This is a genomic window from candidate division KSB1 bacterium (assembly GCA_022562085.1).
In the GTDB taxonomy this organism is placed as follows: Bacteria; Zhuqueibacterota; Zhuqueibacteria; order Oceanimicrobiales; family Oceanimicrobiaceae; genus Oceanimicrobium.
On record JADFPY010000122.1, the window covers coordinates 1 to 11,524 of the forward strand.

General features: G+C 40.8%; 15 protein-coding genes and 1 pseudogene. 2 read left to right on the plus strand and 14 right to left on the minus strand.

Translation table 11 applies throughout. The features are described 5' to 3' along the window. Positions 1-127: 127 nt before the first annotated feature. From IH879_11620 to IH879_11675, 12 genes and pseudogenes are all read right to left on the minus strand, one after another. Entirely contained in the window at positions 128-655 is a 528-nt protein-coding gene (locus IH879_11620) for a macro domain-containing protein (protein ID MCH7675584.1), read from the minus strand. Positions 656-776: 121 nt separating this feature from the next. After that, positions 777-1,817 carry a hypothetical protein gene (locus IH879_11625; GenBank protein ID MCH7675585.1) on the minus strand — a complete coding sequence of 347 codons (1,041 nt, stop codon included), beginning with the start codon at positions 1,815-1,817 and terminating at the stop codon, positions 777-779. Between the two features lie 19 nt (positions 1,818-1,836). Continuing rightward, on the minus strand, positions 1,837-2,679 hold the full coding sequence (locus tag IH879_11630; GenBank protein ID MCH7675586.1) for an ABC transporter permease subunit: 843 nt from the start codon (positions 2,677-2,679) through the stop codon (positions 1,837-1,839). A gap of 35 nt (positions 2,680-2,714) precedes the next feature. Continuing rightward, positions 2,715-3,143, minus strand: a pseudogene (locus IH879_11635) (GxxExxY protein). Between the two features lie 93 nt (positions 3,144-3,236). Next, positions 3,237-4,157, minus strand: a complete 921-nt coding sequence (locus IH879_11640) for an ABC transporter ATP-binding protein (GenBank protein ID MCH7675587.1) — start codon at positions 4,155-4,157, stop codon at positions 3,237-3,239. A 228-nt stretch (positions 4,158-4,385) separates the two neighbouring features. Then, positions 4,386-4,724 carry a DUF971 domain-containing protein gene (locus IH879_11645; GenBank protein MCH7675588.1) on the minus strand — a complete coding sequence of 113 codons (339 nt, stop codon included), beginning with the start codon at positions 4,722-4,724 and terminating at the stop codon, positions 4,386-4,388. A 104-nt stretch (positions 4,725-4,828) separates the two neighbouring features. Then, the gene (locus IH879_11650; protein ID MCH7675589.1) at positions 4,829-5,731 is read right to left on the minus strand and encodes an MCE family protein; all 903 of its coding nucleotides are present in this window, start codon (positions 5,729-5,731) and stop codon (positions 4,829-4,831) included. A gap of 9 nt (positions 5,732-5,740) precedes the next feature. Next, complete coding sequence (locus IH879_11655) at positions 5,741-6,487, minus strand: ABC transporter ATP-binding protein (GenBank protein MCH7675590.1); 747 nt, start codon at positions 6,485-6,487, stop codon at positions 5,741-5,743. A gap of 52 nt (positions 6,488-6,539) precedes the next feature. After that, positions 6,540-7,319, minus strand: coding sequence for an ABC transporter permease (locus IH879_11660; protein ID MCH7675591.1), 780 nt, complete (start codon positions 7,317-7,319; stop codon positions 6,540-6,542). A gap of 165 nt (positions 7,320-7,484) precedes the next feature. Next, positions 7,485-7,820 carry a cupin domain-containing protein gene (locus tag IH879_11665; GenBank protein MCH7675592.1) on the minus strand — a complete coding sequence of 112 codons (336 nt, stop codon included), beginning with the start codon at positions 7,818-7,820 and terminating at the stop codon, positions 7,485-7,487. 25 nt (positions 7,821-7,845) lie between these two features. Beyond that, positions 7,846-8,460: a class I SAM-dependent methyltransferase gene (locus tag IH879_11670; protein MCH7675593.1), complete on the minus strand. Its 615-nt coding sequence runs from the start codon at positions 8,458-8,460 to the stop codon at positions 7,846-7,848. Beyond that, positions 8,460-8,843 carry a RidA family protein gene (locus IH879_11675; GenBank protein MCH7675594.1) on the minus strand — a complete coding sequence of 128 codons (384 nt, stop codon included), beginning with the start codon at positions 8,841-8,843 and terminating at the stop codon, positions 8,460-8,462. The genes IH879_11670 and IH879_11675 overlap by 1 nt, the downstream gene beginning before the upstream one ends. 316 nt (positions 8,844-9,159) lie before the next feature. Here IH879_11675 and IH879_11680 point away from each other — a divergent pair, with 316 nt between their 5' ends. Beyond that, positions 9,160-9,801 carry a hypothetical protein gene (locus IH879_11680; protein ID MCH7675595.1) on the plus strand — a complete coding sequence of 214 codons (642 nt, stop codon included), beginning with the start codon at positions 9,160-9,162 and terminating at the stop codon, positions 9,799-9,801. A 61-nt stretch (positions 9,802-9,862) separates the two neighbouring features. Here the strand turns inward: IH879_11680 and IH879_11685 are convergent, their stop codons facing one another. Then, positions 9,863-10,636: a DUF1828 domain-containing protein gene (locus IH879_11685; protein MCH7675596.1), complete on the minus strand. Its 774-nt coding sequence runs from the start codon at positions 10,634-10,636 to the stop codon at positions 9,863-9,865. 55 nt (positions 10,637-10,691) lie between these two features. Beyond that, positions 10,692-11,168: a hypothetical protein gene (locus IH879_11690; protein ID MCH7675597.1), complete on the minus strand. Its 477-nt coding sequence runs from the start codon at positions 11,166-11,168 to the stop codon at positions 10,692-10,694. Positions 11,169-11,354: 186 nt separating this feature from the next. Between IH879_11690 and IH879_11695 the strand changes: the two genes are divergently transcribed. Then, positions 11,355-11,524 (plus strand): ROK family protein (locus IH879_11695; GenBank protein MCH7675598.1); only part of this gene is annotated, 170 nt, incomplete at its 3' end.

Consider the following 11,524-nt stretch of genomic DNA (forward strand, 5'->3'; position numbering starts at 1 on the left):
GCGTCCATTCGACAAGCTCAGGACATGCCTCGCCGAGCGTTTTTTCAAAGTTTCTAGGCGAAGCAATCCCCCGGCGGGACGCCTTCGGACTCGTTTCCTGACTTTTTGGACAGCCTTCCCGTGTGAATCATTTTTGCAACTTTTCTAAAGTTTCTTTAAAAACACCAAAAGCTTCCTGCCCGTATAAGCAAAAAACGACTTTCTCTACTCCGGTATCTTCCTTCAGATAATCAATTGTGTTTGAGAGCATGATTTCAGCACATCGTTTTATGGGGAAGCCAAAAATGCCGGTACTGATAGCTGGAAAGGAAATGCTTTTGAGGCCGTTGTCAGCGGCGACTTTGAGACTGCTCAAGGTGGCGTTTTTAAGCTTTTCGTCTTCATTACCTTCTCCTATGCGCGGACCGACTGCGTGAATCACGTGTTTGGCTTTCAGATTCCCGGCGGTAGTAATCGCTGCGCCACCGACAGGACAGCCGCCGATTTGGTCGCACTTCTGCTGAATCGCCGGGCCGCCTTTGCTGCGAATCGCGCCGGCGACGCCGGCACCTAGAATGAGGGATGAGTTTGCCGCGTTCACAATTGCATCCGACTCCTGTTCCGTAATATCCCCTTCAACGAGCTCTAAAACCTTGTTATTGATTTCAGTCTGCATTTTTGTCTTTATATCTTGGCATACTCGTTCCAAATTTATTTAAAAGCATTCGAAATGTCAAATGACAAAATAAAAAAGGCCGCTTCGAAAGCGGCCTTTTTTTCTCTGCGAAACTTTATTATTAAAGCAATTTCACCGGCCCGCCGCCAAATTTCTTGCGCTTCTCATCAACTTTATCAAAGAAATTCTTGTCAACCGTGGTGTTGATATGAATCATCGAACCGTCGGATTTTATTTTGATGCCGTTTAACATATCGATAGCTTCTTTGTCGTCTAAGACCATGAGTTTCGCCATCGCTTTGAAACCATTCAGCATTTCCGCAAGCACTTCTGCTTCTTCCGCCGTTCCGAAGTCTCCCTTGATGAAAAGTTTGGCATCTTTGTCGACCCGGGTGTGAAAGATTAGAGACTGCATATTTTCGATTGATTTTGTCCCCTTAAAAGTAGAGCCCTGCTCACGAATTTTTTGCGTCCATGCGTCAGTCATTTCATTCAAATTGATGACCGCCCATAATTGGTCCTGGCTCGGAACCTCATCGATGAAGCGCGCCATGGCTTTATTGCTCAGCACGTTTTTGCCGCCGTCTTTAGACAGATCGATAACATTCTTTAACCATTCTCCATCTCCAATTGCGACTGTTTCTGAATTCAGGAAAGTAAACTCGTTGCCATCGTTTCTACTACGATAACTATCTTCAAGGGTGTAAATTTTATGACCCCGGTAGGTATTTTGCCGAAGCCGGTGATAGCGCTCTTCCTCAATATATTCGACAATTTTTTTCTCGTCAAACTTGCCGCGAACGATGGCGCCGCCAACATTATCGCGCCTGTCCCCACCCGTGCTTCCGAACCACAGTTCGTAAATATCCTTTTCAGGATTCACTCCGGTGGCTTCTAAAAAGTCGCGGTATTCCCGGTCGTCCCGTTTAACTCTTATCTCGTCTTCAAACCGAGCGCTTAACTCTTCACCAAAAGAGGTTTGTTTTATGCTTTTAAAATTTGCATAAAAAAGGATATTCGTTTCTTCAGGCATTAAAGATAAATAGTCGGTTGATTTTGCGGGTGAGGTCACAGCGGATACTTCCCGAGGCCCCTCTCCACCTGAGCATGCTGTCGAGAAAATTAAGATTAACAATAGAATTGGTAAATAAGCTTTTTTCATCATAATACCTCCAATGTTTTTAAAAATCTTTTTTAGAAAAAATACCAATAGAAACTGCGAGCATAACGGTTGCGGCAATTGCGGATGTCCAAAGTGCCGTCCAGCCGTCGAAAGGTTTCCCGCCAACCAAAGAAAATGTTATAAATCCCATGTCATAGGTTTTGGGCAGAACGTGATAAATACTTTCCAAAAAGTAGTAAATCTTTTTTGAAAGCAAGGCATAAAACCGGTCTTTATTGGGTGTAAATACGGCACTAAATAGTATGGCGGAGTAGGCGATCATTATTGTAACACCTGTGCTTCTCGAAACCAGGCCCACGAAAGCCATTAGAGTGTACATAAAAACAAAAGAGACGATCACCATAGGAATGGCATAGAGGTAAGGGAAATACCAGACCCCCGTTTTTATCGATAAAATTAACCAGGAGCCGCCAATCAAATAGATAATATTTAACACCATGATTGACTGAGCGCCAAGATAGCGACCGATGAAAAGCTGCGCTCTTGAAAGGGGTTTGGATATCAAAACCTCAATACTACCTTTTTCAAGCATGCTGGGAACGAGACTCGCGGTGGCAAATATCGAAAAGAAAATGCCGCCGGCAAACGCAAAAAACACCGCAATAAATGATTCAATCACAATGATCATTTCTTGCACGTCAATTGCCTTATTAGTGCGCAAGTCCTCTCCGAAGATCTGCACCATGGCGAAGGCGCCATCCACGACATCCACGTCTAATGCCAAAAGAAAAAAGATATGGTTAATTGTTGAAAGCAGGAAAAACACCACGAAAGTTTTTTTTGCCAACGATTCACGAAAAGTAAGTGCGGTGTATGCAAAAATTTTGGAAAGCAGCTTCATTTTCTATTTATGAATAATTGAACATCTTTGAATATTCACGCACAGACGCTAAGATTACGCAAAGAATAAATATATATCATTCTTCCAGTCCCATTACAATTCTGTGAATACCATCCTTGATGGACAGGGACATTAAAATTCAAAAGCAAGCCAAGTTTGCTTTTGGTCTGTTGCAAGTAGGTCAAAACTTGTTTCGCATGAACGGGAAGCACTTGCTCCACTGATTTAACATCAATAATAACCTTTCTATCGACCCAAATATCCAAACGATACATTTTTTCTTTTACAATGGTATCCTTATATCGCATCGGTAGTCAAAACTGCTGTTCGATGTGAAATTTCTTTTGTTGCAGTTCATAGCAAAGACACTCTTCATCAGCAGATTCCAGAAGCCCGGGACCCAACACGCGATGAACTTCAATAGCTGCTCCAATAATCTCAAAAGACAATTCATTCTCAGTCATAAATGCTAAATTGTTTGAAGTCAAAATACCTTAGCGTGTTCTCTGCGTCCCTTCGGCGTTGCTCAGGACATGCTTTGCGCCTTTGCGTGAGCTTCATTCTTCTACAATATCTTTCTTCAGGATTTCGATAAAACTCTCTTCAAGGCTTTGTTTGTGAGGAACCACACCTTTAATGTCGATATCGTTTGCTCGCAAATGATCGATAATAGCATTTAGATTTTTTTGACTGGCCACCGTTACCTGAATGCAGCTGTTCTGTTGATCCATTTCTATCGTGTGAGGTTTAAGTCCATCCAACAGAGTCTTCGTTACTTTGGAAGTTTGAATTTTAAACGTCTTTGAATACGAGGTCAGTTCCTCAACCGTGCCGCGGCGAATAAGCTTGCCTTTGTCCAGAATTGCCACTTCATCGCAGATCATTTCGACTTCAGATAGAAGGTGAGAATTTAAAAATATGGTTTTTCCTTCCTCCTTGAAATGCAACAGAACCTCTCGAATCTCTTTTCTGCCAATCGGGTCAACGCCGTCGGTGGGTTCATCAAGAAAAAGGATGTTCGGATCGTTCATCATAGCCTGGGCTAATCCCAGCCGCTGCTGCATTCCTTTGGAGTATTTTTTAATCTTCGTGTTTTCCCATTTTTCAAGATTAACCAGTTTCAGAAGCTCAGCTTTATTTCTCTTCAGCCGGTTTTTTTCTACGGCAGACAACCGTGCAAAATAGTCGAGAACTTCACCCCCTTTGAGAAAATCTGGGTAACGGTGGTTTTCCGGCAGATAGCCGATCTTCTCTTTTATCTGGATGTCATTAATCGGCCGTTCCAGAACTGTTGCTGAACCGGATGTTGGAAAAAGAATGCCAAGCACAATTTTGATTAAAGTGGTTTTGCCAGCACCGTTTGGTCCCAAAAGGCCAAAAATGACGCCTTCCTTAACGGAAAGTGTAACGTCTTCCAGTGCGGTGATCTTACCACGATTAAATCGTTTGGTTAAATCCTGGGTTTCAAGTGCTAACATTGATGAGGCTAAATTTTAAACAGCAAATATGGTTTTTTAGATACGGTAAAAACAAAATGCAAGTTGCAACTGAAGTTGACTCAGGGATCGCTATTTTTCCGGTTAGTCATAAATACCCTGTTCATTTAAATAAAAAACCCCAGTGCGGAGTAAGTGGTTTGCTGAGTCTTATAATATACAACAAACTAACTTTATATTCAATTCGGTTTTCACTCTCGAAAGCAGAAGTCAAACTATTTTGCCTTCATATTTACATGCCTCGCACTCACACAATTCACGTAACATGTCGAAAGCGTAAATCCCTTCATGATGTCCGTCACTCCAGGTGAATTGCACTGCATATCTACCGACTATTTCTGCTTCTTTTATTTGAATATTGTCCAGGATGATTTCGCCGGGAGAAAGGACTTTTAGCGAACCCTGACTTTGACTGCTTCGGGCATTTTTGCAGGTGGCGCACGGGCACTCCTTTCTAAGCATTTTCATTGTGAAAGAACTTTCGTGACCATCGTCCCAAACGATAGTCAACTGATTTTCGGATGTTTTTTTAATGTCAATGGGAAGCATTTTTTGTATAAAATTTTTTCCTTGCAGTTGTTACGAAGAAACCTTATTTCTTTCTGTCCAAAAGGTTGCCATTTTCTGACATGAAAAAATTTGAGACTCGAGCACTAAAAAAATTTAATGAACCCTAAATTCAGATATTTTTGCGGACGTTTTTTTAAATCCTGAACTAATGTATCCAACTCTGCGGTGAGGTGGCGAAGATCGTTATAAAGATCGTCTTTTGCGATAACTTTTCCTACCGAACCTTCCTCGTTTTCAATTTTTGCAAGTAAACTCTGCACGCTTGTCATGGACTTGTCCATCTTGCTGGTCAGACCTTCTAACATGTTCGAAGCCTCCGAGAAATTTTTAATGGAAGATTCCACCTCTCCCCGGCGAGCGCTGAGAATTTCACTCAAATTCGTGGAGAGACTGTCGATGTTCATCAGAGTTTTTGCAATATGACCTGAATTATTATTCAGAGTCGCCGAAAGACTTCTTAAATGTGCGAGGGTTTCTTTTAAGTCCGCCTGTCCCTGGGCGTCAAAAATATTTTTAAATGCAATCTTAATGTTGCCGAGAAGTTCTTCTGCCTGCAGCATCAACCCCTCAGCCGAGCCAGTGAGATCTGAGAAATCGCTGACGCTTTTACCTTGCAGGGTATCGCCATCTTTCAAAAAGTTTGAAGACGTCCCCGGCCTAATATCGATAAATTTTTCTCCGACCATGCCAAGGCTTTTTATTTGAGCATGGGAGTCGGTCGGCAATTGAACATCCGGACTAATTGATATCGTGACGAATACTTTGAGCCCCCTAAGTTCAAAGTCGTCGACTTTTCCAATTCTCAATCCGGAAACGCTGACCATGTCAGCCGGTTCCAGCCCGGTGATGTCGTTAAATTCAATTAAAAGAGTATAGGTGCCGGTTTCAAACAGGGTGTTTTTCAAGAAAAGAAATCCTGCAATCAAAATAATAAAGGCCAGAAAAATCGCTACACCGGATGCGACTTCCGCTCCAATTTTTCTCATTTCTTGCTCCTAAGTTTGACCTGCTTCAACTTCATCGATCCCATTCACGAAGTTGTGCAAAACAACGTCATCTGAATTTTCAAGTTCTTCAACCGTGCCTTCGAAATGAATGACACCGTTATATAAAAAGGCCACAAAATCTGCCACTCGTTCGACGCTGTTCATGTCATGCGTCACCACGACGGATGTGACGTCTAACTGGTTTTGCAAATTTACAATTAAGTCGTTTATTGAGTTGGCGCGAATAGGGTCGAGGCCGGTTGTCGGTTCGTCGTAAAGAAGAATCTTCGGTCTCATGGCAATGGCGCGGGCAATCGCAACTCTTTTTTTCATGCCGCCGCTCAATTCCGCCGGGGATAGTTTTTCAATGTCATGCAAGTCGACCATTTCCAGGCACTCAGTGACTCTTTTCTGGATTTCTTTCGAATTGAGATCGGTGTGCCGGTATAACCCGATGCCGACGTTTTCGGCGACGGTCATTGAATCAAACAGTGCCGCTCCTTGAAAAACCATGGCCATTTTTTTACGTATGGATTTAAGCCCCTCGTAAGATAAATCCGTGACACAGGTGCCGGTCAAAAAAACACACCCGCTGTCCGGTTTCAACAGTCCCATGATATGTTTTAAAAGGACGGTTTTCCCGGAACCACTGCTGCCGATGATCGCGGTTGTATGTCCCTTGCCGATTGTTAAATTAACCCCTCGCAAGACTTCGTTGTCTTCGAAGATTTTCCATAATTTAACAATTTCGATCATCCTCGAGTCTTGACTGTTTCCGTTTTTATCTTGCATACTATTTCGCAATCTTTTAATATTTAAATAAAATAAGTGCGGCAATTAAGAAATCTAAAAACAGAACCATTAAGCATGAAGTCACCGCTGCATTTGTTGCCGCCGCCCCAACTCCCTCGGCGCCGCCTTTCGAGTTAAACCCCTGGTAGCATGCAATCAGGGTAATTGACAATCCAAATAAGATAGATTTAGCCATTGGCAGAACCACATCTTTGGTGTCAAAGTACTGCCGGGCGCCTTTAAAAAACTCGAATGAACTGATATCCATGAGAAAAATAGAGGTTATCCAGCCGGTGGTAATTCCGATCAAAGCTGCAAAAACAGTTAGGACTGGAAACATCACCGTACCGGCAATGACCCTTGGAACCACCAGGTAAGAGACCGGATTAAACGCCAGAGTCTCCAGCGCATCGATTTGCTCAGTGACTCTCATGGTACCGATTTCCGCTGCGATAGAGGCGCCAACCCGTCCAGCCAGGACCAGGGAAGTGAGGACCGCACAGAGCTCGCGCAAGATACTTTTTTCTACCACAAATCCGATCAGATACGCCGGCACAAACTGGTCAAAATTTTCCGAGCTTTGAATGGCGGTTACCATGCCGGCAAAAGCGGCTATATAAACCACTATCGGAATCGATTGAATTCCGATTCGCATCATTTGAACGCCGAGCAAGCTGCCATATGTGCCGCCGTCTTTCAAGGCCTTCATGGTTTGCCACAGCAGATCAGCAAACTGGCCAAGATGATAGAAAAATTGATAGATGCGTTTGCCTAAAAATCCAAAAACGAATGTCATGCTGTACTCATTTTATTTAAAACATAGCAATTTTAAATATAGAACAATTGCTAAATAAACTCAATCTTTTTTAACCAAAATCAGAAAAGAATTAGTCCCGAAGATTTCCCAATTTAACGGCTGAATCCATCTAAAGTTGACTTTTGGAACGTAAAATTTCGTTTTTTATTTCGGCTGATACCGATCTGCATCCTCGAAAAAGTCTAATACTTTGCACGCCTGATCAAATTTTGCTGAATGCACAACGCCGGCCGGAATATAATAAGAGTCGCCTTTGGCCATTCGTTTTGTTTCTTCGCCGATGGTCAGGCTTAATTCACCTTCGAGAACAACGCCCCATTGATTGCCATGTGAATGTTCGGGGACTTCAACGCCGGGTTCAAAATCAAAAAAACAGATTTGGCCGTGGTTTCCCGTCAAGAGATAACCAACGACTTTCTCGATTGGAAGATCGGCCTCGGGTAAATTTTTGATAAATTCAGGATATAAGTTCTCATTCATCAGCTCTCCTTGTGTAAAGTAGTTGCTATGCACATTTTGTTAAACACCAGGTGGTCATACAGCGAAGGTTCTGGACATTTGTTGTTTTAATATTTTCTATCAGTTTTCCACCTAATTGCAATGTGTAATCAAGAAGAATTTTTTGATCCACAAGATATCTTTCTGAACCATCAGGAATTAGATAGCGGCCGCTGCCAAGAGGTTTTACCTCATTTTCAATTCCTATAATTGACGCCAATCTAACAAAAAGAAATCCGCCGCCTTTTAATACGCGCCACATTGAAAAAAGCATTTCATCAAAATGTTGTTTATTTGCAGCAAAATGCAGTACTGCATTACTTATTACGATATCAAATTCGTTATCGGCAAAAGGAATATTCTCAACAGCTCCAAGCTTGAAATTCTCCCGGGATAATTGAGGCGCCATTTCTCTGGCAAAATTTTTAACTCTCTCAAGCAAGTCATGATTCTTTTCAATCGCGTAGATATCAAAACCATTTTTTAGAAAATAGGTTAGATTTCTACCAGCTCCGCACCCCGCATCCAAAATGCGTTTCGAGTTATCAATTCGACCTTTTAGCAATTGATCGAATAGGTAGATATCGATATCGCCAAATTCTTCTCTTAGATTATTAACCATTATTCCAAAAAAGCAATCGCATCAATTTCAACATCTACGTCTTTTGGAAGTCCCGAAACTTCCACAGTCGCGCGGGCGGGAGGCGCTGTTTTGAAATAACTTCCGTAAACTTCATTAACCGCTGCGAAATTGCCGAGGTCTTTTAAGTAAATTGTACACTTCACAACGGAGTCTAAAGACCCGCCGGAGGCCGTCAAAATTGCCTTTAAATTTTGCATCACCAGGTGCGTTTGGCTTTCAACATCACCCAGTTGAACCTCTCCGGTCGCCGGATCCAGAGCAATCTGGCCGGAGACAAAAAGCTGTTTATCTACTTGAATGGCCTGCGAGTAAGGGCCGATGGCCTGTGGCGCTTTTTCGGTTGAAATGACTTTCTTTGGCATGCGAAATTTCCTTTCTTGATTCTTTCTATATTTTGGTAAAGTGACAATCTCAGCCGTTAAATGTAACGAATTAAAATTCTTTTTTCAACAAATTTGCCAAAATGAATGCCAAAATTAAAGTCTCGGGCGAGAATTGCACACAACGGGTTACTATAAAAATTTCGCCACTCCGATTCTCTTGCATCTAATATAGGCTAAAATTTCAAATGGATGGCCCAGTATATCAGGGATTTTGATAATCGTCAGATTTCAAAGTCCCTATTTTTTTTAGGGGGACCATCCATTCTTAAATTGCACCCTTATTTTTTGAGAACATATGCACCTGAGGATTCAAATTTCTATTTGTCTGGTATTTTTGTTAGCCGGACTCTCGCCCGTCAAAGCTCAGAAATATCTATTCAGTGAGCCCCGGCAAGGCGGTTTTAAGTTTGTAAGCGATGACCGTTTCGATGCTACAAGTGGCATGCATTTCGCCGGAAGTGGAATGCTCGCGGTTGGCTTCTACAAGTTCTTTAAAGCAGACGGCAGTCCACACCCGAAACTGAACGCTGCATTAGTCTCAAGTGCCCTGGGCTTGTTGAAAGAATTTGAGGACGGTTACAGAGAAGGTTGGGGCATAAAAGACAGCTTTTTAAATCAACTTGGTATCCTTTCATTTCTGCTGATGGGCGACCAGCTGCATTTCACCGGCACGTTAGAACAAGCGGTTTCCACTTCTGGAAATTACAGTTTGGGTCTCCGTTATTTTAAAACTTCCGAGTTTACACCTCTGCATACTTCACTGGGATTATTTGCTCATTACAACACCCGGAAAGTGACCGAATTTGGCGCTGATATGCACTTTTTCCTTTTTGCTAAAACGGAACTGCATTTGGGCCTTACCCTGGCGACAATGAAAGGAGATGCGGTAAAAATGGTGCAACGGCCGAATGTTGGGCTTGGCTTCAGGCTGTTTTAAGAGTGTCTAGTGTTTTGAAGTTTCTTGGGTTTGCTAAATCCGCCAGAGGTGGAATGAAGATTTATTGTAATATTTGTGTCAAGTAGCTAGAAATTCTATCTTTATTCAAAGTAAGACTTGAAAATTGTTTTTCGCTAACATCACTAAATCTCGCTAGAACTTTCCTGTTAATAGCTTCTTGTTCCTCAAAAATTGTAATTGAGCGGAAATTAAGTCCCCATTTTTCAAATTGGTGTAGATTGATCGTTGCATCTCTGCATTTATCGTCATTAGAAATTGCAAAAATAAAAGCCGGATTGGGCATACTATTTATTCTGCAGTCAACAGCGTATTTTCCATCGGGGTCATGTCGTTTATCAAAATAGTTGAACTCAAGTCTTTTAAAAGGTACATTTTCAGAAATAAATGTTTTAAAATCTTCCATGAAAGTAGATTTTACCATTTCACGACTCAAATAAGTTACATCGCTAATTTTTATTAGGCTTTGAATATAGCTGTAAAAAGCATTTCCGAAATCGTTGTCTTTAATTTCGGAGACTAATGCACCCTCTTTTTCATTTACTCCAAAACAGGACAAAGTCGACCGAATAATTTTTTCTTTAGTTCCTCTATCTAAATCATTAACATCTAAATAATAGCTTAAATGCATGTAAGTATTACCTTCATCGGTCAAAATCCACCCTTTAGGTGTGGTTTTCAGGACAATTGAAAAATGGTCTCCATCATTATATAAAAAAGGAGAGAATATTCTATATCGATTAATACCTTCAGCTTCAATCGAGATTTGATTACTAACCTTCTTCTTAAATTCTTTTTCTATGACTTTAATATTCATAACTTTATTTAAGTAATTAGCATCAAAAAAAATTTAATCTACTTTAATTAAGAAGTTAGTCAAACAATGATCTTTGCGAATCTTGTGGCACTATAACATTACAGTCTTTTACAAAAGAATTTAAAGCACTTGGAAGATCAGAATATTTATCCGTTACTTCTGCATAAGCGTCTTCATCAAATCCGAATTCCTGATATCGCTGAATTGCTCTGTGAATATGAAAATCATCAAATGAATTTTTTTCAATTTTATTTGTGTGTTGATGGCCTTTCCCATTGTAGCGAGTTATTCTGAAAAGACGATTCAAGTTTTTAGGAATATATCCTAAGATAACAGAAAAGTTAAGTGGATCAGTTTTATTTTGCCTAATTATTATTTTAAATTCACTGCCATCGTTTCTTTTTATAGAAATTTCTTGTTCTTTATGTCCTTTTTTATTTTTGAAAGGAATAAAATCGCTAAGTTTCAGGGAAACTCTCTTTTCTTCATCAATCAGACTTTGTATTTTATCATCCGCTAATAAAATAACCATAATTAATTCGTACTCATAGTTTGCTTTATTTATAGATAAAAAAAATTACTTTCAAGCGCAAGCAAAAAATAGCAATTCCTGACTGAATATATTCTGTAAAGCTTGATATTTTGTTTGTTATACATTGTTTATTTATTTAGTTTTAAAACGAAATTTCATTTCCGATCTTTCTAAATTGAAAACAAAATGCACAAACTCGGCATAGACCTCGGCGGCACCAAAATCGAAGGCATCATTCTAGATGTTCGTAATAAAGAAATCTTTCGCCAGCGTATTCCTACTGAACAGGAAAAAGGCTACGATCATATTCTCAACAATCTCAAAAGTCTCTATGATCATATGGTCGCTGCAATCAG

Excerpts from the sequence above, each read along its gene's own strand:
- IH879_11690 (MCH7675597.1), bottom strand. The coding sequence starts at position 11,168 with ATGGTTATTTTATTAGCGGATGATAAAATACAAAGTCTGATTGATGAA.
- IH879_11680 (MCH7675595.1), top strand. The coding sequence starts at position 9,160 with ATGCACCTGAGGATTCAAATTTCTATTTGTCTGGTATTTTTGTTAGCC.
- IH879_11655 (MCH7675590.1), bottom strand. The coding sequence starts at position 6,487 with ATGATCGAAATTGTTAAATTATGGAAAATCTTCGAAGACAACGAAGTC.
- IH879_11675 (MCH7675594.1), bottom strand. The coding sequence starts at position 8,843 with ATGCCAAAGAAAGTCATTTCAACCGAAAAAGCGCCACAGGCCATCGGC.
- IH879_11670 (MCH7675593.1), bottom strand. The coding sequence starts at position 8,460 with ATGGTTAATAATCTAAGAGAAGAATTTGGCGATATCGATATCTACCTA.
- IH879_11620 (MCH7675584.1), bottom strand. The coding sequence starts at position 655 with ATGCAGACTGAAATCAATAACAAGGTTTTAGAGCTCGTTGAAGGGGAT.
- IH879_11665 (MCH7675592.1), bottom strand. The coding sequence starts at position 7,820 with ATGAATGAGAACTTATATCCTGAATTTATCAAAAATTTACCCGAGGCC.
- IH879_11640 (MCH7675587.1), bottom strand. The coding sequence starts at position 4,157 with ATGTTAGCACTTGAAACCCAGGATTTAACCAAACGATTTAATCGTGGT.
- IH879_11645 (MCH7675588.1), bottom strand. The coding sequence starts at position 4,724 with ATGCTTCCCATTGACATTAAAAAAACATCCGAAAATCAGTTGACTATC.
- IH879_11630 (MCH7675586.1), bottom strand. The coding sequence starts at position 2,679 with ATGAAGCTGCTTTCCAAAATTTTTGCATACACCGCACTTACTTTTCGT.
- IH879_11625 (MCH7675585.1), bottom strand. The coding sequence starts at position 1,817 with ATGAAAAAAGCTTATTTACCAATTCTATTGTTAATCTTAATTTTCTCG.
- IH879_11650 (MCH7675589.1), bottom strand. The coding sequence starts at position 5,731 with ATGAGAAAAATTGGAGCGGAAGTCGCATCCGGTGTAGCGATTTTTCTG.
- IH879_11660 (MCH7675591.1), bottom strand. The coding sequence starts at position 7,319 with ATGACATTCGTTTTTGGATTTTTAGGCAAACGCATCTATCAATTTTTC.
- IH879_11685 (MCH7675596.1), bottom strand. The coding sequence starts at position 10,636 with ATGAATATTAAAGTCATAGAAAAAGAATTTAAGAAGAAGGTTAGTAAT.